This is a genomic window from Ignatzschineria rhizosphaerae (assembly GCF_022655595.1).
Lineage (GTDB): Bacteria > Pseudomonadota > Gammaproteobacteria > Cardiobacteriales > Wohlfahrtiimonadaceae > Ignatzschineria > Ignatzschineria rhizosphaerae.
Map to the genome: position 1 here is coordinate 2,830,335 of NZ_CP093379.1, position 20,595 is coordinate 2,850,929.

The following is a 20,595-nucleotide window of genomic DNA, read 5'->3' on the forward strand; positions in this document are numbered from 1 at the left end:
TGTCTAAGTTAAAACCTATAGAGGTGCGGTAAGAGTGGTTTTATGAAGCCGTTGTTTGTGTCGCATTATGCATTCTTAAAAGTGCATTAATACGTGTCATAAGGTAGCTTGGAGGCGTTGTGAGTGCTACGCCTGAACCTTGAATATCACAGATCTGTAAAATCTCTTCTTTGGCTCTAGGGTTAATAAATGCGATAGTACCGTTGACTTCAATTGGGGTTTGATCACCATCTGGTAGGGTGAGTTTTAAAACAATCTCATCATGAAGTTTAAAAGCATAATCCGTGGTAAAGAAAAAACCTCCATCTTTAAAAAAGGGGAGATAATATTCCGCTAGTTGGGCGGCACTTTTGAAATTTACCGTGATTTTTTTAGGATTGCTCATAAACTCTTTAATTCCCCGACGATAATATGTGTCAATAAGTGACAGAAAATGGCTATCATTTGCCTGATTCTAAGATCGTTATCGATATTTATTGGTAGCTTATTATCGCATGAAGTTCTCTTTGTTTCGAGCGTGATTGGAGAAAGTCTCTAGCTATTTGTCTGAATATATAACGATTACCACGCTTTGCCTCTCATTTTGCGTTATTATAATCCGTTAGAATAACGCATTATTGATACTTTATTGGCTTCATTGTTGAAAAACGATTATCGGTTATTGATCACTGGTTTTAAGTATTTAATTGATAGATGATCAGATGAAGCGATGGTGTCTTGAAGTTCTTAAGCGTAAGGAAGCTTTGATGAATGCATTAGAAATTTCAAATTTAACAGTCAGTTATAAGGCGCATCCGGTGGTTCATCATCTATCGGTAGGGTTTCCTGTGGGCAAAAGCACAGCTATTGTTGGTCCTAATGGGGCTGGGAAAAGTACGCTTTTAAAAGCGATTATGGGGCTAGTACCTTATTCTGAAGGGGTAATTGAGAAGGCGGAAACCTTAAAGGTTAGCTATCTTTCGCAGATTTCAGAGATTCGCAGGGACCTTCCTTTAACGCTCTTTGAGTTGGTTAGTGCAGGAGCTTACCACAAGATGGGACTCTTTGGTCGCTTGACTCAAGAGATTGCAGATGAGGTTGAGGAGGCGCTTCATTTTGTGGGCTTGGAAGGATTTGGTGATCGTAGTATTGATTCACTTTCAGGTGGGCAGTTTCAAAAAGCGCTCTTTGCTAGAATTGTGGTCGAAGGTGCTGATTTAATTCTACTCGATGAGCCTTTTAATGCGATGGATGTAAGAACAACAAAAGAGCTCTGTGAATTGATTAAACGCTGGGAATCAGAAGGAAAAACTGTCATTGTAGTGCTTCATGATTTAGGACTAGCCTGTCAATATTTCTCAAACACGCTTATTTTAGCAAGAGATAAGATCGCTTTTGGTAAGAGCCAAGAGGTGGTCACCGGAGATAATTTGCTGCGAGCAGAGTCTGTGTCGTTAGGGTGGGAAAGTGATGCGTGGTGTGAGGATTGATTGATGTTAGAACTACTTTATTCTCTTTTTATTGATCCATTTATCATGTTGCCCTTTTTAAAAAGAGCATTAGTCGCTTCGATGATGATCGCTGTATCATCAGGATTAGTCGGTGTTTTTCTTTTGCTTAATCGAATGAGCCTTGTGGGAGATGCACTAAGTCACGGCGTATTGCCAGGGATTGCAATTGCTTTTCTCTTTTTCGGATTTAATATCTATGCCATGAGTTTTGGTGGCGTAATTGCCGGGGTATCGATCGCGATAGTGGCATCTTTAATCTCGCATTATACAAATTTAAAAGAAGATGCCAGTTTTGCCGCTCTTTACCTATTTTCACTGGCCATTGGGGTTGTATTGATCATGGAGATGGGCTCGCAGGCGGATCTATTGCACATTCTCTTTGGCTCAGTATTAGCCGTTGATGAATCGTCGCTCTATTTAGTCTGGAGTGTATTGGTGATGACGTTAATGATTTTATCGCTAATTTATCGCCCATTATTATTATATATCGTCGATCCCCTCTATTTAGCATTAAAGACAAAGGCAGGATTATTCTTTTACGGATTGTTTCTGTTTTTAGTAGTACTGAACTTAGTGGCATCATTTCAAGTTCTTGGAACCCTGATGACCGTTGGAATGATGATGATCCCGGCAATTTGTGCAAGGCTTTGGAGTAATCGCATGGAAAGGGTGCTCTTAATTGCGATTATTCTAGGCGTTTTAGGGGCATATTTGGGATTAGTTGCCTCTGTCCATTATGATATAGCTTCAGGGCCGATGATTATTTTAGTCTTAGCTAGCTTTTATGTTGTTTCGCTGTTCTTTGGGTTTGAGGGCGGTATTTTTAGACGTAAAAGCGGCAAAATACATCGTAAAGCATGATTTGACTATGTCTAGATAAGGAGTATCAAGTGATTACTATTACCTATTTTGGGAACTTAAAAGATCAGCTTCAATGTAGTGAAGAGACGATAGCGTGGGAATCTGGAGATACTGAAAGCTTACTGACGATGCTACGTGAAAGAGGCGCTTTATGGGCTCAGGCTTTGGCGCCAGAGAATATCTTTCGAGTCGTGGTGAATGAAGAGATCACTTTTTCGGTAACAGAGATTGTATCAGGGGATCGTGTTGCACTCTTACCACCTGTAACAGGAGGTTAATGTGCATGTCCATATAGTGATTCAAGAAGAATTGTTTGATCTAAAAAAAGAGAGTGATGCGCTGATAAAAGCTTCAGGCGATGCTGGGGCATTAGTGTTATTTCAAGGAATGGTGCGAGAGTTTGATCAAGCAGTGCAGCTTGAGAAGATGATGCTTGAGCATTTCCCAGGGGTTACAGAGAAAGAGATCACTCGTATTATTTTGAAAGCAAAGCAGAAGTGGGATATTGCTGGTTGTAGAGTGATTCATCGGGTTGGAGCGTTCTATGCGGATGATCCTATTGTCCTTTTAATGGTGACGGCGAAGCATCGTCTACATGCTTTTTTAGCGGCAGAATATATTATGGATTATCTCAAAACAGAGGCGCCTTTTTGGAAAAAAGAGTTCTTACAAGATGGGGAAAACTATTGGGTTGCGGCAAAAAAATCAGATCAAGAGATCTTAGCAAGATGGCAGGAACCTGATAGTGAGTAAGGTTGTGGGGATTATTCTTGCCGGCGGCGAAGGTCGGCGTATGGGATATCACAATAAAGGATTACTGCCTTTAGCCGGTAAACCGATGATTGCACATGTGATTGAAAAAATTGCGCCTCAAGTAGATAAACTCTATATCTCGGCAAATGATGATCTTGAACAATATGGTATCTTTAACTTACCCATTATTCCTGATGAAATAGCATGGCAAGGTAATGGTCCGCTTGCCGGGATTGCCTCTGTCTTAAAACATCTATCAGATGATGATATCGTTCAGGTTGTCAGTTGTGATGGACCGATGATTCCTGATAATTTAGTGGCATTATTAGGTGTTGAGAGGATGGCGGAGAAAGTTGTCTATCCAGAGACACAAGATAGAGGGCATTATCTCTATTTACAAGGCAAAGTGGCAGATTTAAGGGCAATTGAATCACTACTTGAAGCAAAAGATTTAAGAATTCGAGCATTATTAGCGAAGTTGCAAGCAAAAGCGGTATTATTTGCAGATGAAGATGCATTTTTAAATTGTAATTATCCGGAAGATATTCAGCGGTTAGAGGAGATCATTGATGAAGAATTATGATGTGGCTTTGAAAGAGCTCTTAGCAGGAATGACGTTAGAGAGAGCCGTTACGACTGTGACACTTCCGGAAGCCTATGATCGTCAATTGGCGATGGATTGCATGGCAAATTATGACACGCCACTATTTGATAATAGTGCAATGGATGGTTATGCCCTTAATGATCCATCTGGTCAGTTGCTGGAGTTTACCATTGTTGAGAGAATTATGGCAGGGGATGCTGTTGATTTTTCTTTAAAGGTTGGTGAAGCTGCGCGTATTTTTACAGGGGCAAAGACGCCAAAGAATACTACATCTGTAGTAATGCAAGAAAATACCCAAGTTAATGGAGAGAAATTAACATTAACAGAGGTTAATGCAGTGGGTTTAAATGTCCGTTATAAAGCAGAAGAGATTAAAAAAGGCGCTATGCTTTTTTCTAAAGGGCATGTGTTAGATCCTGCGGCAATTGCGCTCTTAGCTTCACAAGGGATCTGGAAGATTCAGGTTTATACAGATTTGAAAATTACGGTTTTCTCTACCGGCAATGAATTAAAGGAGCCTTGGGATAGTATTGGGGAGAGTCAGATTTATGATGCCAATCGTTATCAATTACTGGCTTGGGTATCTAAGTTAGCAAAGGCGTGCGATGGAGGGATTTTAAAAGATGATTATAAAACCGTCTTATCGGCGCTAAAAAGTGAAGCACAAGAGAAGGATTTAATCATTTTAAGTGGCGGCGCATCTGTTGGTGAGGCAGATTATATTGCAAGGGCCGTCATAGAGCTAGGTGAGCTTCACATGTGGAAGCTTGCGATTAAGCCAGGAAAGCCTTTTGGCTGGGGGAAAATCGGAAATTGTCATATTATTATGTTGCCAGGGAATCCTGTATCTGCTTATGCGACATTTTATCTATTGGCTTATCCGGCGATTAAACAGCTGATGGGCTTATCACCAAAACTGCCACAATTAAATGCCATTATCAATTTTGGAGGTGATCGTATTCAACCTCGCCGAGAGTTTTTACGTGGCAACTATTATCAAGATGAAGATGGTGTTTATCATGTAGATAGCACAGGTTTACAAGGGTCAGCAATGTTAAGTGGATTAAGCTATGCTAATTGCTTGATTGAAATGAAAGAGAATCAAATGACGGAAAAAGGGAGCGTGGTACGAATCTATCCGCTTCCTAAAGAGGTCGCGAAAGCGAGATAATATTAATGAGTATTCAAAAAGAAGATGTAAGAGTGGCGATTGATCAGCTCTTTTTTGAGGTGGATGATATTGCTTGTGACAAGCTCACTAAATACCTACAGGGGATGCTGCTTTGGAATAAGGCTTATAATTTAACGGCTATTACTGAGCCTAAAGAGATGCTAGTAAAGCATCTTCTTGATTCCTTGGTGTTAGCGCCAGAGCTTGAAAAGAGAATTCCAAATGGTCATTTTATTGATGTGGGCACTGGCGCTGGTTTACCAGGTGCTTTATTATCAATAGTGATGCCAAGCGCACGTTTTACGCTGCTAGATAGTGCGATCAAGCGAACGCGCTTTATTACGCAGATGAAGCTAGAAATCGGTTTGCCCAATGTTGAGATTGTCACTTCTAGAGTGCAAGATCATCAGCCAGAAAAGGGCTATGATGCGGTGTTATCTAGAGCTTTTGCGAGCGGTGAAGATATGGTGAATTGGTCAGAGCATTTAGTACATGATCAAGGTGTCATGGCGGCGATGAAAGGAAAATTCATTGAAGAAGAGTGGGAGAGTGTCTCACAATTTCCTAATCGAGAAGTTATTGAGTTAGAAGTGCCGGGGCTTTTTGAAGAGCGGCATTTGATCTTCTTATCGAAGTAATATTTTTGATATAATTTTATTCTCAATTTAGAAAGGTAGGAACCATCATTGGCAACGATCATTGCAATTGCAAATCAGAAAGGCGGCGTGGGAAAGACGACGACCGCAGTAAATCTGGCCTCTAGTTTAACTGAGAGCAAAATGCGCCCTAATGTCTTATTAATCGATCTCGATCCGCAAGGAAATGCGACAACGGGAATCGGTGTCGATAAGCATACGCTTGAATATGGCGTTGTAGATCTTCTGCTAGGAGAAGCCTCTATTGCCGAGGTGATTTTAGATCTCGATAAAGCAGGTTTAAGACTTATTGGTGCAAATGGTGAGCTAACAGGGGCTGAGGTTCTTTTAGCGCAAGAGCCAAGAGGGATTTTTACTTTGAAAGAAGCATTAGCGCCTATTAGAGGGAATTTTGATTACATTATTTTAGACTGTGCGCCTTCTTTAAATATGTTAACGCTCAATTCACTTGCTGCTGCCACAGATATTATTATCCCAGTGCAGTGTGAATATTATGCGCTTGAGGGAATATCAGCCTTGATGGATACAATCTCATCGGTTAAAGAGACGGCAAATCCAGATTTAAATATTATGGGAGTATTGCGAACAATGTATGATGGGCGAAATACATTAGCAGTACAGGTTTCTGAAAACTTGGAAGCACATTTTGGTGAAAAGATGTTTGAGGCGATGGTACCTAGAAATGTTCGCCTTGCAGAAGCACCGAGTTATGGTGTTCCAATTACAGTATATGATGGTAAATCTAAAGGTGCGATCGCCTATATAGAACTAGCGCGTGAAGTGATTGCTCGAAGCAAAAAGAGGTAGTTGTGAAAAAAAGAGGATTAGGACGTGGCTTAGAGATGCTACTCAGCCAAACAGGGGCAGAAATTGCGACAGATTCAGTGAAAGCAGATCGTGATGGCGTCAAAGAGGTCTCTATTGAAAAATTAGTGCCGGGGAAATATCAGCCGCGCCGTTTTTTTGATCAAGATGCTCTAGAGGCTTTAGCGACCTCAATTAAGTCTCAAGGCATTATTCAGCCGATTGTTGTGCGTGAAGTTGCAGGTGGCAACTTTGAGATTTTAGCAGGTGAGCGCCGCTGGAGAGCTTCGCAATTAGCAGCGCTGAAAACGGTTCCTGTTATTTTTAAAGAGATGAGCGACCAAGAGGCCTTAGCTGTTGCGTTGATTGAGAATATTCAGCGTGAAAATTTAAATCCTGTTGAAACCGCAATCGCCCTAAAACGTCTGATTGAAGAATTTACGCTAACCCATCAAGAGGCAGGCGAAGTGATTGGTAAATCTCGCTCGTCTATTACCAATACTTTAAGATTATTAGAGCTTGATGATGCTGTTCAGCAGTTACTTGCAGAGCAGAGCCTAGATATGGGACATGCAAGAGCATTGTTAGCGCTTCCTAAAAAGCAGCAGGTGGCTGTTTCCAAGAAAGTGCTCGATGGTAATTTAACGGTTCGTGAAACAGAGCATTTAGTGAAGACGCTATTAAAAGATAGCGGTAAAGGTAAGCCTGTTCAGAAAGTTGCCAAAAAAGATCCGGATGTTTTAAATTTAGAGCGTGATCTTAGTGAATTTTTAGGGGCGAGCACAGAAATAAAAGCAAAAAAAGCAGGAAAGGGTGAAGTCATCATTCGTTATGGCTCGCTTGAAGAATTAGATGGTATTTTATTGAAAATTAAGCGATAGGCAATAAACACTACAAGGGCACTACGAATAGAATTGACCTTGGTCGTGCGATAGACTATAATCCTCGGCATGAATTTAAAGGCGAAGATCGAATGATTCTAAGGATAGTAATTGCGCAACTCATTGTTTTAACGCTGTTGACGTTAGTAACGTGGGCTCTGTTTGATGGTGTTGCGGCGGTCTCTCTGTTTGCTTCGGGTATCTCAATGTTGATACCGTCTGTTTTTTTAGCAACAAATATGGCTCTTATCCGCTTTAGTAAGGTTTTTTTTTGGATCGGCGTTTTTTTCAATAAATTTATTATTTTAGCGCTCTTTTTTGTGAGTATTAAAATAATTGGAGAACCGAATTATTTCGCGTTCTTAGTGGGGATTGTAGTGGTGTCACAAGTCCCTTGGTTATATGTTAATTTCTTCCCTAAGAAAGATTAACTGAAGGATGAGATTAGAGTGAATTTTTAGATAGAGAGAACTATGGCTAACGAACACACAAATGCAGAATATATTGGTCACCACCTTGTTAACCTGAATCAGCGAGGAACACCACAAGAAGCAACGGAATTCGTTAACTTCGGGTTAATTAACCTAGATACGACGTTTTGGTCTATTCTGTGCGGTATCATTGTCATTCTTTTCCTTTTTGCCGCGTCGCGCAAGGCGACTTCTGGCGTTCCAGGACGTTTTCAAGCGTTTGTGGAAATTTTAGTAGAGTTTGCAGAAAAGCAATCTAGAACATTGGTCAATGGTCCTCAAGGATTTATTGCCCCATTAGGATTAACGATTTTCCTTTGGGTGATTGTGATGAACTCGCTCGACTTCTTACCTGTAGATTTAGCACCGAAAGTGATCGATGCATTAGGTCTTGGTGGTGAAAATGGTTTACTTCCATATCATAAAATCTTACCAACAGCTGACGTGAGTGCAACTCTTGGGATGTCAACGGCTGTATTAGCACTAGTAGTTTTCTACTCAATCAAAGCAAAAGGCTTTGGTTTTATCAAAGAATTATTATCAGCGCCATTTGGTTATTGGTTAGCGCCTGTCAACCTTGTGTTAAATATCGTTGAATATGTTTCAAAAGGCTTCTCACTTGGAATGCGACTTTTTGGTAATATGTTTGCAGGTGAGTTAATCTTTATGTTGATCGCTCTTTTAGGCGCAACAGGAACGCTTTGGGGTATTGGATTACACGTTCTTGCAGGATCTGCATGGGCTATCTTCCATATCTTAATCGTTATTTTACAAGCTTATATTTTCATGACATTGACACTTGTTTATCTTGGTCAAGCGCATGAATCTCATTAAAGAATCAATCGAAAGATTGTGTTTTATAATTATTTGTTAACGTTAGTGTTTTCTTAAAAATAGGAGTTTTATTATGGGTTTAGTTGCAATTGCATGTGGTATCATCGTTGGACTTGGTGCAATCGGTGCTGCAATCGGTATTTCAATGTTAGGTTCTAAGTACATTGAAGCTTCAGCTCGTCAACCAGAAATCTCAGATTCACTTTTACCAAAAGTATTCATCCTTGTTGGTCTTGTTGATGCGGCATTCTTAATCGGTGTTGGTATTGCTATCTTCTTCGGTATGACTGTATTCGCAAACGTTGCATAATCTTGCTTTAAGCGAAGTGCAAGAGATTTATATACAGGCAGATAAAGGATAGGTAATAACATGAATATTAACGCAACCTTGATTAGCCAGTTTGTCGTCTTTTTTATTTTGGTTTTGGTGGTTATGAAGTTTATCTGGCCACCTTTAATCAAAGCGATTGAAGAAAGACGTACGAAAATTGCTGAAGGCTTAGCGGCTGCTGAAGAGAGCGTTGCTGCACAGGCGTCGGCTGTAGCTGAGGTAGATGAGTTAATTAAAACAGCACATCTTGAAGCGGCTAACTTAGTTGGCAAAGCTCAGCAGCAAGCAGATAGCTTAATTGCGAAGTCTAAAGAAGACAGCAAAGAAGTTGGGCAAAGAGAGATTGATGCGGCGCATGCGAAGATTGAGGCAGAACTTAATCAAGTGAAAGAGAGCTTGAGAAAACAAGTTATTGCTTTAAGCATTCAAGGCGCAAGCAAAATCATTGAGAAAGAAGTTGATGAGACAACTCATGCTAAAATGTTAGATGAGTTAGCAAAACAACTATAGTCGCCTGCTCTTCTATTGAAGAGCATTTTGATAACTAATAAACGATGTAAAAGTAATATGTCAGAATTATCAACAGTAGCAAGACCTTACGCGGAAGCCGTGTTCATGATTGCCAAAGAAGATTCTCAAAGCGCAGACCGCTGGACAGAATTTCTCTACTCATTAAAAGAATTAATGAGTAATAAGGCAACTTGTGAAGTAATGCGCTTACCTGAGTTAGGTGTCGAAAAGAAAAATGCATTCTTAGGTGAGTTATCAGCTAAGGTTTTAAATCGTGATCTCACTGAAGACGAGAATGGTTTCTTAAGAACTATTAGTGAAAACAGACGCTATGAAATTTTGCCATCTGTTTATGACGAATTCAGAATGCGTTTATTAGCTGAACGAAACATTCTTGAGGTCGAAATGCAAAGTGCATATGCCTTAACGGATGGGCAACAAGAGATGTTTGTTAAAGCTCTTCAGAAGCGTTTTAATAAAGAGATCGAATTAACAGTAACCATTTCGCCTTCCTTATTAGGTGGTGCTATTTTAAAAATAGATGATTTAGTCATTGATGGTTCGATTTTAGGTCGTTTAGACGGCATGATCCGATCAATGAATTAAGTTTAATGAATATAAAAGGAAGATTTAAAAGATGCAATTAAATCCATCTGAGATCAGTGATCTCATTAAATCCAAGATTGAAGAATTTGAACTCAAACCTGAAGAAAGAACTGAAGGTACAGTTGTTAGTTTAACTGATGGTATTGCTCGCGTTCACGGAATTGATTCTGTGATGCAAGGTGAAATGGTTGAACTTCCACACGGTGTACGCGGTCTTGCATTGAACCTTGAAAGAGATTCAGTAGGGGTAGTTCTTCTTGGTGATTACGAAAAAATCACAGAAGGCGACAAAGTAAGATGTACTGGTCGTATTCTTGAAGCACCAATCGGTCCTGAGTTACTTGGTCGTGTAGTTGACGGTCTTGGTAACCCAATCGATGGTAAAGGTGAGTTAGGAACTAAACTTTCAGCACCTATCGAGCAAATCGCACCTGGCGTTATTGATCGTCAATCAGTTGATCAACCGATGCAAACAGGTTATATCGCAATTGACTCAATGGTTCCAGTAGGACGTGGTCAGCGTGAGCTTATCATCGGTGACCGTCAGACAGGTAAAACTGCAATCGCAATCGATACAATCATTAACCAAAAAGGTAGTGGTATTAAATGTATCTATGTTGCAATTGGTCAAAAGAACTCAACGATTGCAAATATCGTAGCGAAGCTTGAAGAGCATGGCGCAATGGATCATACGATCGTTGTTGCAGCAGGTGCATCTGATTCAGCTGCAATGCAGTATTTATCAGCATACACTGGTTGTACAATGGGTGAGTATTTCCGTGACCGTGGTGAAGATGCGCTTATCATTTATGATGACTTATCTAAACAAGCTGTTGCATATCGTCAGATTTCACTCCTTCTTCGTCGTCCACCAGGTCGTGAAGCTTATCCTGGAGATGTTTTCTATCTTCACTCACGTCTTCTTGAGCGTGCTGCACGTGTTAACGCAGATTACGTTGAGAAATTCACAAATGGTGAAGTAAAAGGTAAAACTGGATCATTAACAGCACTTCCAATTATTGAAACACAAGGTGGGGACGTTTCTGCGTTCGTACCAACTAACGTTATTTCAATTACTGATGGTCAAATCTTCCTTGAATCAGATCTCTTTAACTCTGGTGTACGCCCAGCGATGAACGCAGGTATCTCTGTATCACGTGTTGGTGGTGCGGCACAAACGAAGCTTATTAGTAAGCTTGGTGGTGGTGTTCGTCTTGCACTTGCACAATATCGTGAACTTGCGGCGTTCTCTCAATTTGCTTCAGACCTTGATGAAGTAACTCGTAGACAGCTTGCTCGCGGTCAACGTGTTATGGAGTTAATGAAACAAGCACAATATCGTCCATATAACATTGCTGAGATGGCATTAATTCTCTATGCAATCGAGTATGAATATGTTGACGATCTACCAATTGAAGAAATTCGTCCATTCGCGCAAGGTTTAATTGTTTCAGCAAATGCGACAGACCAAGAGCTCTTAAAAGACATCAACAGCAAAGGTGCTTATAACGACGACGTTTTAGCAGCCCTTGATAAAGTTGTAAGTCAATTTAAGAAAGGTGGAAGCTGGAAAGTAGCGTAAGCTACTTTTTAGTTCGTAACATAGCAATTAGGTAGGAATTTCATGGCTGTTGGAAAAGAAATACGTAGTAAGATTAAAAGTATTAGTAATACTCAGAAGATTACTAGTGCGATGGAGATGGTTGCAGCGAGTAAGATGCGTGCTACGCAGCTTCGCCGCAATAAATCTTTACCGTATGCGAAGCAGATTATTAAACTTGCCTCGCATTTAGGTGAAGCAACACCTGAAGAATTCAAACATCAATATTTAACTCCACGTGATGTAAAACGTGTAGGAATTATCGTAGTCAGCTCGGATCGTGGTTTAGCAGGTGGTTTAAATAACAACTTATTTAAGCTTGTTGCCAACCAAATGAAAGAGTGGAAAAAAAGCGGTATTGATGTTGAGATCGCTACGGTTGGAAATAAAGCAAATGCTTTCTTCTCCCGTTTTGGTGGAAATCTCGTAGCTACTGTGAATAACTTAGGTGATGCGCCTTCGTCAAAAGATCTGATCGGTATTACAACTGCAATGCTAGATCTTTTCCAAGAAGGTAAAATTGATGAGCTCCATGTTTTTGCTAACGAGTTTGTGAACACAATGACGCAAAAGCCACGTTCAGTCCAAGTACTCCCAGTCATTCCAGGAGTACTACAGGATCAGTTAGACTTTGAAAGCCTAACCGATGAATCAAGCTTAGCATGGGATTATGTCTATGATTCTGCGCCTGTAGATTTGATGAACATTGTTTTAGATCGTTATATTGAATATGCAATTTATCAAGCAGTTGTTGAAAACGTTGCCTGTGAAATGGCAGCACGTATGATTGCGATGAAGGCTGCAAGTGATAATGCTGGTGACCTTATTGATGAATTACAACTGGTCTATAACAAAGCTCGTCAGGCAGCAATTACTCAGGAAATTACTGAGATTGTTAGTGGTGCGGCAGCAATCAATTAAGACGACGTTAACAAAAATTTGGGTTAATAGAGGTTTAGATAGAATATGTCAGGAAAAATTGTACAGGTAATTGGTGCAGTTGTTGACGTGGAATTCCCACGCGACGCCGTTCCAAGTATATATAATGCACTTAATGTTGTCGGGTCAAAAGATGACCTCGTACTTGAAGTACAACAACAATTAGGTGATGGAATCGTTAGAACGATCGCAATGGGTAGCTCTGATGGGTTACAACGTGGCATCGAAGTAACAGATACTAAAAAACCAATTTCAGTTCCAGTAGGAACAGGTACACTGGGTCGTATCATGGACGTTTTAGGCCGTCCTGTTGACTATGCGGGTCCTGTTGAAGCTACAGAAAACTGGGCGATTCATAGAAAAGCGCCAAGCTACGAAGATCAAGCGGGTTCAACAGAAGTTCTCGAGACAGGTATCAAAGTTATCGACTTACTCTGCCCATTTGCAAAAGGTGGTAAAGTTGGTCTTTTCGGTGGTGCGGGTGTTGGTAAAACAGTAAACATGATGGAACTTATCAATAACATTGCAAAAGCACATGAGGGTCTTTCAGTGTTTGCAGGTGTTGGTGAGCGTACTCGTGAAGGTAACGACTTCTATTACGAGATGAAAGATTCTAACGTATTAGATAAAGTTGCGATGGTGTATGGCCAGATGAATGAGCCGCCTGGGAACCGTTTACGTGTAGCACTTTCAGGCCTTACAATGGCGGAATACTTCCGTGATGAAGGTCGTGACGTTCTTCTCTTCATTGATAACATCTACCGTTATACACTTGCAGGTACTGAGGTTTCAGCGCTTTTAGGTCGTATGCCATCAGCAGTTGGATATCAGCCAACACTTGCTGAAGAGATGGGTGTTCTTCAAGAGCGTATTACTTCAACGAAGAAAGGTTCTATCACATCAGTACAAGCGGTTTATGTTCCTGCGGATGACTTAACTGACCCATCACCAGCAACAACGTTTGCTCACTTAGACGCGACAATCGTTCTTTCACGTGACATTGCATCTCTTGGTATTTACCCTGCGGTAGACCCACTAGATTCAACTTCACGTCAGTTAGACCCATTAGTTATCGGTCAAGAACATTATGATGTTGCTCGTGGGGTACAGATGATTCTTCAACGTTATCAAGAACTCAAAGATATTATCGCGATTCTTGGTATGGATGAGCTTTCAGAAGACGATAAACTTACAGTATCACGTGCTCGTAAGATTCAACGTTTCTTATCTCAACCGTTCCACGTTGCAGAAGTATTTACAGGTGCACCTGGTAAATACGTTTCACTTCAAGATACGATTACAAGCTTTAAAGCGATTCTTGCAGGTGAAGGTGACCATATTCCTGAGCAAATGTTCTATATGACAGGAAACTTTAACGAAGTTCTTGATCGTTACGCGAAAGAGAAGAAAAAGTAATAAGGGGATCATATGAAAACTATCAATGTCACTATTGTAAGTGCTGAAAAAGAGCTCTACTCAGGAGTTGCTTCATTTTTTGCAGCTACAGCAGTTACGGGTGAGATAGGCGTATACCCTGGTCACGTTCCGACTTTAGCGCAGCTTAAGCCAGGACAAGTACGTTTAACTTTAGAAAACGGTACTGAGGAAGTGTTTTGGATTTCAGGCGGTATACTTGAAATCCAACCAAAATCAGTAATTGTTCTTGCTGATTGCGCAGAGCGTGCAAAAGATCTTGATGCGGCAGCCGTTGCAAAGGCAAAAGCTGAAGCAAAAGCTACGATTGAGTCAGGTAAGCCTGAGCTTGATGTTGAGAAAGCGTTAATTGAGTTAACGTTAGCGAAATCTCAATTAGATGCAGTAAATAGATTAAAAAATCTTTAAGTAGTTAAAAGCCCGTCTTCTAGACGGGCTTTTTTTTGCCTTAAAATTGCGATAGTACAATGGGTTTAATAAATGATTATAGTGAAATCGGTTTAAAAGTGACTGAATCAGACTGCTGGCGCATCGGTTATGAAAAGTGCAAGAATAGTTCTATCAGGCAGCGTGCAAGCTAATTTGATACACTCTGCACCTTTAATATAGTGAAATCGGTTTAAAAGTGACTGAACCAGCTTGCCGGCACATCGGTGATGAGAAGCGCAATAATAGTTCTATCCGGCAGCGTGCAAGCTAATTTGATACACATTCTGCTTCTTAATATTATTTAAAATAGTGCTTCTTAAATCGAGTCGGCTATATATAGCTATTACGCACTAAATTCCGATACGAACCGAAAAAGGCTTAAAACTGCTGGTACGTAATTTCAAAAAACAGGCAAGCATTCGACCCAGCTGCTCATCAATCTATTTTAGGAGGATGACTTACTAATAAATTTCGACTTCTGATTTTATTTGAAAATCACTATATGTGAGCTTATATAAAAACCTTCTCTAGTGATCACTTGTTTAATACAATTTAAGCTTCTGTTTTTACGGGAACTAAAGGCACAATGATTCTTTTAAGGCGTAGGACTTTAAAATTTTATTCAGCATGTCATATAAAAGTGCAGATTAATATCTATTATCATATAAAGAGGATTATTTATCTTGAATTAGGTTAAGCTATATATTAGCTATCGAGATATTATTCATATGGTTTTAAGTCGTTTTCAAAAGGAAAAAAGTGGGTATTTCAGCGATTTAGTAGACTGTAATCTAAAGTGTTAAAGTCCGTCATCCGCTCTTACGCACACTGACTTATTTCAGTTCATTCCTTCTTCACCCAGAGAGATCATCAAACATGGATACGCCATTACTTAATCGGGAAAAATCAATCTTAGCTTTTCAAGAGCGTGTTTTAAAACAAGCTGAGAATGCGAGTACGCCTGTTTTAGAGCGATTAAATTTTATTACGATTGTCTCCTCAAACTTAGATGAGTTTTTTGAGGTTCGATTTGCCAATATCAAAGAGCGGATCTTTGCAGGAGAAGATTCAATTGATGGTGAGACTGTTGAAGAGTGGCAGGCATCTATTTTTGAGCGAGTCAGTAAATTAGTGGCGGAGCAATATTCCGTTTTAGATAATGAGATATTACCGCTTCTAAAACAGGAAGGAAATGTTGAATATGTAAAGCGAGGGCAATGGACAAGGACGGATATTAATCAGCTAACCTCTTATTTTCATGAGTCTATCAATCCCTTATTAACGCCGATAGCGCTTGATGTTGCGCATCCTTTTCCGCATATTTATAATAAATCACTCAATTATATTATTGAGTTAAAAGGAAAGGATATCTACGGGCGAGAGGTTGATACGGCAATGTTATCGATTCCTAAAAACCTCCCCTCCTTAATTAAGCTCCCGAATGAGGGAGAGACGATACGTTTTACCTCAACCTGTGAAGTGATTCGGGAACAGCTTAAAACGATCTTTGATGGCTTTACTGTAAAAGCGGCTTATCAATTTCGAGTGACTCGTAATAGCCACCTTTTTATAGATAAAGAGGAACTCACAAACTTGCATCAAGCGCTTAAAGGGGAGCTTCATCAGCGAAATTTTGGCCACGCGGTTCGCCTTGAAATTAGTGCGCACATGCCAGAAAAGCTCATTGATTTTTTAGCAAAAGAGTTTGAGTTACCCGATACAGAAATTTATCCTATTGACCATTTTATTGATTTAACACGCTTTAGAGAATTACGAGATTTTTTAAAAGGGCGGTCAGAGCTCTTTTATCCGGAATTTTTACCTAAATATGCAGAAAAATGGGTAGATACGGATGATATTTTCTCTATTATTAAAAATAAAGATCAACTATTTCATCATCCCTTTGATAGTTTTTCACCGACCGTAAGATTATTAGAAGTTGCGGCAAAAGATCCTAAAGTACAGATGATTCGGATGACCATCTATCGCACCGGCAATGATTCACAACTGATGAAGCATTTAGTGACGGCTGCGAAAAATGGAAAAGAGGTGAATGTTGTTTGTGAGCTTATGGCCCGATTTGATGAGGAAACTAACTTAACGTGGGCTTCTATTTTAGAAGAAGCCGGCGTAAAAGTGGTTTATGGAATTTTTGGTTATAAAACCCATGCGAAGATGTTGCTCATTGTTCGTAATGAGCCTACGCGTAAAAATCCAGATCATTTAGAATATTATACCCATGTTAGTACGGGAAATTATCATAATGGGACAGCGAGGGTCTATACAGATTTTGCCCTAATGACAAGTGATCGTGAGATTGCGCAAGATATCACAGATATTTTTGTAACCTTGGGGAGTCTAGGTCGACCACCTGAATTAAAGAAATTGTGGCAAGCACCTTTTACGCTCTATGATAATTTAATTGCTCATATTGAATTTGAGATAGAAGAGGCCAAAGCAGGGCGAGAAGCTTTTATTATGGCTCGCATGAATGCTTTACTTGAAACAAGTATTATTGAGAAGCTTTGTGAGGCTTCAAATGCCGGCGTTAAGATTGATCTATTAGTTCGGGGCGCTTGCTCTTTACGCCCTGGGTTAAAAGGGTTTTCGGAAAATATTCGCGTATTTTCAGTTGTGGGGCGATTTTTAGAACATTCTCGAGTCTTTTGTTTCTATCGTGCTGGGGAAAAAGCGCTCTATATTTCAAGTGCAGATTGGATGCATCGTAATTTCTTTCGTAGAATTGAGATCGCCGTGCCTATTTATTATGAAGCGATTAAAGATCATATTATCAATGAAGGGCTTCTTTCCTACATTGATGATCATACGGCATGGATTTTAGATGGAGAAACAGGGGAATACCATCAAGATAGATTTACAATAGAAGAGAGAGGCGCTATGCTTTCAGCACAAGAAAAGTTATTGATTTCACGAAAGTAGACGGAGTCACATGCTGACATTATTTACTGAACCATTGATAAATGGCATCACCAACGTACAACTCTATGCGTTGGTGATTTTATTATGTAGTTTTATTGCCTTTATGATTGGCAAATGGCGCTTTGATGTTGTGGCATTAGGGGCGCTAATGGCAATGGTTTTAGTTGGCGTTGTCCCTATTGCTGATGCATTTTCTGGGTTTAGCCATCGCGCGGTGATTACTGTTGCGGCAATTTTAGTATTGAGTAATGCTTTAGGGAATACTGGTGTGACATACCATTTGTCGCAACATCTGAGCCGTTTTTCGGATAGACCGATTTTACTCGTCTTAACACTAACAGGGCTTGTTGCTTTTTTCTCAGCATTTATGAATGATGTGGGTGCGTTAGCACTTATTATGCCGGTAGCGCTTCAAGTGTCTCAGCGTTATAATGTTCCGATCTCCCGATTATTGATGCCAATGGCATTTGCTTCTTTGTTAGGGGGAACCGCAACCTTGATTGGAACGCCGCCAAACATGATCATTGCTCAGTACCGAGAAACAGCCGATCCTTCCCTTGGCGCTTTTGCGATGTTTGATTTCTTACCAACGGGAATCGTAGTAGTTGTTGTGGGGCTTTTATATATCTCTTTTATTGGTTGGCGCTTAATTCCCGTTCGAGATACCGAAGGGAATAATCGTTTGTTTGAAACAGATGACTATCTGCTTGAAGCAAAAATCTTAGCAAATAATAAATTTATTGGTAAAACCATTGGAGAGCTAGAAAAGGTGACGGAAGATCATGTGAATATCGTCACTTTACTGCGAGGCGCTCGGCGTTTACTCTCTCCTAGTAAGGAAGAGACACTGCGAGAAAATGATATTTTATTAATAGAAGGGCAGCCCGAGGATTTAAAACAATTAGAGTTACTTTCTGGGGTGAGTATTCGTTTTACCAAAGCAGGTAAAGAGAAAGATACCATTGATTCTTTAGAAACTTTAGAAGTGATCGTCAATCCAGGAGCGAGAATAGCCGGACATATGCTCTCAGAGCTTCATCTACGAGAACGCTATAATATCAATATTTTAGGCGTATCAAGACAAGGGGAGAGTATTCGCCAACGCTTTTCTCGTTTAACGCTAAAATCGGGCGATATTTTGCTGATTCAAGGGGATAAGAAAGAACTACCAGAGACGATGAACTATTTAGGGTGTCTACCTTTGGCGGAGCGAAATATTCGTTTAAAACCCTCTTCTAAAATGTGGCCTACTGTGGGAATTTTTATTCTCTCTATTTTGGCAGTTGCCTTACAAATTTTACCGCCCCATATTGCTTTCCCGCTGGCAATTTTATTGATGATACTTTTTAAGTTAATTTCACTGCGTGAGGTATATCAGAGTATTGATGGGCCTTTAGTGGTTTTATTGGGATGCTTTATTACCGTTGGTGCTGCGCTTGAGCAATCGGGAGCCACAAATATTATCGTGACATCTATCGTGCCTCTTTTAGAAGGCTTGCCAGCTATGTTAGTATTGTCTATAGTCATGCTAATAACGATGCTAATCACAGATGTTATTAACAGTTCAGCAACAGCAGTAATTATGGCGCCAATCGCGGTGGGCGTGGCGAATATGATGGGTCATAATATTGATCCTTATTTAATGATTATTGCGATTGCTTGTTCATGTGCTTTTAATACCCCGATAGGGCATCATTCTAATACATTAGTGATGGGGCCAGGAGGCTATCAATTTGGAGATTATTGGCGGATGGGCTTTTTGTTAGATTTGCTGCTGATTGTGACAGTGGTCCCTGTAGTAATCTATGTTTGGCCATTATAAAAATTGAAGAGAAGGAATCAAAATGAAACTATTTAACGGCGTTCCATTAGCGCCAGATGATGCGATCTTAGGCGTAGTTGAGTCCTTTAAGCAGGATCCAAGAGAAGAAAAAGTCAATTTAAGTATTGGAATCTATTCGGATCATGCCGGAAGAGTACCCATCTTAAAAGCGGTCAAAGCTGCCGAATCTTATCTTTTTGAACATCCAACGCCACGCGTTTATCTTCCAATGAATGGATTAGGTAGTTATATTGATTGTGTGCAAAAATTACTTTTTACAAAAGATCATGCACTCTATCAACAAAAACGTTTAGCAACAGTGCAATCCTTAGGCGGTACTGGGGCATTAAAAGTGGGCGGTGATTTTCTGCATACAGTCGTGCCAAATAGTACCGTGTATGTCTCTAATCCCACTTGGAGTAATCATATTGCGATTTTTGAAGGCGCAGGCTTTGAGGTGAAAGATTACCCTTACTTTGATGAGAAGAGTAAAGGCGTTGCTTTTGATGAGTTCTACGCATTTATGGAAAAGCTTCCAGCGCAATCTATTGTCGTGCTTCATGCTTGTTGCCATAACCCAACAGGGGCAGATCTATCGACAGCACAGTGGCAAAAGGTTGCAAAACTTTTCAAAGAACGGAATTTAATTCCCTTTTTAGATATGGCATATCAAGGATTTTCTAAAGGAATCCGTGAAGATGCCGAAGCAATTCATATCTTTGCTGAGCAAGATATCCCGGTATTTATTGCCACATCATTTTCTAAATCATTCTCTCTTTATAGTGAGAGAATTGGGGCGCTCACGGTGATTACCTCAAATGAGGAAGAGCAAGAGCGCATCACATCACAGCTTAAAACTATGGTGCGTGCAATTTATTCATCACCGCCCTCTTACGGTGCGCAGCTCGTTCATTATGTATTAGCTGATGATAAGCTAAGAGCTGAGTGGGAAGCAGAACTTGCAGAGATGCGTGATCGTATTAAAGATATGCGCTCAAAATTTGTAAAGCTACTAAATACAAAGCAAGATAAAGTGGACTTTAGTTTCATTAATGATCAAGCAGGAATGTTTTCTTACTCAGGACTTAGCGCAGATCAAGTTGAAAAAATGAAAAAGGACTATGCTATCTATACAGTAGATACTGGCAGAATTTGTATTGCAGCGCTCAATGACGACAATATTGAACTTGCGGCAAATGCTGTGGTTAATGTATTATAAAGCTATTTAGTTCAAAATGTTGGATATAAGGGGAAGGTTTATGTCTGAAAGTGTATTTATATATAAGCTTCCGCTCTATATTATTGCTCTTCTATGTATTGTTGGTTGGGCATTATTATTTGGAGTGGTATTCTTTAGTTAATTTAAAGAATGAAAAAAGGGTGTTTTTATAGCACTCTTTTTTTATGCGCTGGGAAAAATAATTTTGTAAACTTCTATAGTATTTAAGCTCTGCTAAACT

General features: G+C 40.0%; 22 protein-coding genes. 21 read left to right on the forward strand and 1 reads right to left on the reverse strand.

Annotation, left to right across the window (positions count from 1 at the left end):
• Nucleotides 1-40: 40 nt before the first annotated feature.
• Nucleotides 41-385 (reverse strand): PilZ domain-containing protein, encoded by a 345-nt coding sequence (locus MMG00_RS13010; protein ID WP_242149037.1) that lies wholly within the window; start codon nt 383-385, stop codon nt 41-43.
• 361 nt (nt 386-746) lie between these two features.
• Here MMG00_RS13010 and MMG00_RS13015 point away from each other — a divergent pair, with 361 nt between their 5' ends.
• The 21 genes from MMG00_RS13015 to MMG00_RS13115 all read left to right on the forward strand — a co-directional run bounded on the left by MMG00_RS13015 (nt 747) and on the right by MMG00_RS13115 (nt 20,354).
• Nucleotides 747-1,469 (forward strand): metal ABC transporter ATP-binding protein, encoded by a 723-nt coding sequence (locus tag MMG00_RS13015; protein WP_242149039.1) that lies wholly within the window; start codon nt 747-749, stop codon nt 1,467-1,469.
• A 3-nt stretch (nt 1,470-1,472) separates the two neighbouring features.
• Entirely contained in the window at nt 1,473-2,351 is an 879-nt protein-coding gene (locus MMG00_RS13020; RefSeq protein ID WP_242149041.1) for a metal ABC transporter permease, read from the forward strand.
• A 29-nt stretch (nt 2,352-2,380) separates the two neighbouring features.
• A complete protein-coding gene (locus MMG00_RS13025) occupies nt 2,381-2,629 on the forward strand; it encodes a MoaD/ThiS family protein (RefSeq protein WP_242149043.1) in 249 nt (82 codons plus the stop codon).
• 1 nt (nt 2,630) lies between these two features.
• A complete protein-coding gene (locus MMG00_RS13030) occupies nt 2,631-3,104 on the forward strand; it encodes a molybdenum cofactor biosynthesis protein MoaE (protein WP_242149045.1) in 474 nt (157 codons plus the stop codon).
• Entirely contained in the window at nt 3,097-3,687 is a 591-nt protein-coding gene (gene mobA / locus MMG00_RS13035) for a molybdenum cofactor guanylyltransferase (protein ID WP_242149047.1), read from the forward strand. Before MMG00_RS13030 ends, mobA begins: the two co-directional genes overlap by 8 nt.
• Nucleotides 3,674-4,879: a molybdopterin molybdotransferase MoeA gene (locus tag MMG00_RS13040; RefSeq protein WP_242149049.1), complete on the forward strand. Its 1,206-nt coding sequence runs from the start codon at nt 3,674-3,676 to the stop codon at nt 4,877-4,879. The genes mobA and MMG00_RS13040 overlap by 14 nt, the downstream gene beginning before the upstream one ends.
• Nucleotides 4,880-4,884: 5 nt before the next feature.
• On the forward strand, nt 4,885-5,517 hold the full coding sequence (gene rsmG, locus MMG00_RS13045) for a 16S rRNA (guanine(527)-N(7))-methyltransferase RsmG (protein WP_242149051.1): 633 nt from the start codon (nt 4,885-4,887) through the stop codon (nt 5,515-5,517).
• Nucleotides 5,518-5,565: 48 nt separating this feature from the next.
• Nucleotides 5,566-6,342: a ParA family protein gene (locus MMG00_RS13050; RefSeq protein WP_242149054.1), complete on the forward strand. Its 777-nt coding sequence runs from the start codon at nt 5,566-5,568 to the stop codon at nt 6,340-6,342.
• Between the two features lie 35 nt (nt 6,343-6,377).
• Nucleotides 6,378-7,220: a ParB/RepB/Spo0J family partition protein gene (locus MMG00_RS13055; RefSeq protein ID WP_242153492.1), complete on the forward strand. Its 843-nt coding sequence runs from the start codon at nt 6,378-6,380 to the stop codon at nt 7,218-7,220.
• Nucleotides 7,221-7,312: 92 nt separating this feature from the next.
• Nucleotides 7,313-7,651, forward strand: a complete 339-nt coding sequence (locus MMG00_RS13060) for an ATP synthase subunit I (RefSeq protein ID WP_242149056.1) — start codon at nt 7,313-7,315, stop codon at nt 7,649-7,651.
• Nucleotides 7,652-7,693: 42 nt separating this feature from the next.
• Nucleotides 7,694-8,524, forward strand: coding sequence for a F0F1 ATP synthase subunit A (gene atpB, locus MMG00_RS13065; protein ID WP_242149058.1), 831 nt, complete (start codon nt 7,694-7,696; stop codon nt 8,522-8,524).
• Between the two features lie 73 nt (nt 8,525-8,597).
• Nucleotides 8,598-8,834, forward strand: coding sequence for a F0F1 ATP synthase subunit C (atpE, locus tag MMG00_RS13070; RefSeq protein WP_242149062.1), 237 nt, complete (start codon nt 8,598-8,600; stop codon nt 8,832-8,834).
• A gap of 60 nt (nt 8,835-8,894) precedes the next feature.
• Nucleotides 8,895-9,365 (forward strand): F0F1 ATP synthase subunit B, encoded by a 471-nt coding sequence (locus tag MMG00_RS13075; protein WP_242149064.1) that lies wholly within the window; start codon nt 8,895-8,897, stop codon nt 9,363-9,365.
• A 57-nt stretch (nt 9,366-9,422) separates the two neighbouring features.
• On the forward strand, nt 9,423-9,971 hold the full coding sequence (locus MMG00_RS13080) for a F0F1 ATP synthase subunit delta (RefSeq protein WP_242149066.1): 549 nt from the start codon (nt 9,423-9,425) through the stop codon (nt 9,969-9,971).
• Nucleotides 9,972-10,002: 31 nt separating this feature from the next.
• Nucleotides 10,003-11,553 carry a F0F1 ATP synthase subunit alpha gene (gene atpA / locus MMG00_RS13085; protein ID WP_242149068.1) on the forward strand — a complete coding sequence of 517 codons (1,551 nt, stop codon included), beginning with the start codon at nt 10,003-10,005 and terminating at the stop codon, nt 11,551-11,553.
• A 42-nt stretch (nt 11,554-11,595) separates the two neighbouring features.
• Entirely contained in the window at nt 11,596-12,492 is an 897-nt protein-coding gene (gene atpG / locus MMG00_RS13090; RefSeq protein ID WP_242149070.1) for a F0F1 ATP synthase subunit gamma, read from the forward strand.
• Nucleotides 12,493-12,537: 45 nt separating this feature from the next.
• On the forward strand, nt 12,538-13,926 hold the full coding sequence (gene atpD / locus MMG00_RS13095; RefSeq protein ID WP_242149072.1) for a F0F1 ATP synthase subunit beta: 1,389 nt from the start codon (nt 12,538-12,540) through the stop codon (nt 13,924-13,926).
• A 12-nt stretch (nt 13,927-13,938) separates the two neighbouring features.
• Complete coding sequence (locus tag MMG00_RS13100; protein WP_242149074.1) at nt 13,939-14,352, forward strand: F0F1 ATP synthase subunit epsilon; 414 nt, start codon at nt 13,939-13,941, stop codon at nt 14,350-14,352.
• An 897-nt stretch (nt 14,353-15,249) separates the two neighbouring features.
• Nucleotides 15,250-17,313 (forward strand): polyphosphate kinase 1, encoded by a 2,064-nt coding sequence (ppk1, locus tag MMG00_RS13105; protein WP_242149076.1) that lies wholly within the window; start codon nt 15,250-15,252, stop codon nt 17,311-17,313.
• Nucleotides 17,314-17,323: 10 nt separating this feature from the next.
• Nucleotides 17,324-19,135 (forward strand): SLC13 family permease, encoded by a 1,812-nt coding sequence (locus tag MMG00_RS13110; RefSeq protein WP_242149079.1) that lies wholly within the window; start codon nt 17,324-17,326, stop codon nt 19,133-19,135.
• 22 nt (nt 19,136-19,157) lie between these two features.
• On the forward strand, nt 19,158-20,354 hold the full coding sequence (locus MMG00_RS13115; protein WP_242149080.1) for an amino acid aminotransferase: 1,197 nt from the start codon (nt 19,158-19,160) through the stop codon (nt 20,352-20,354).
• Nucleotides 20,355-20,595: the final 241 nt, after the last annotated feature.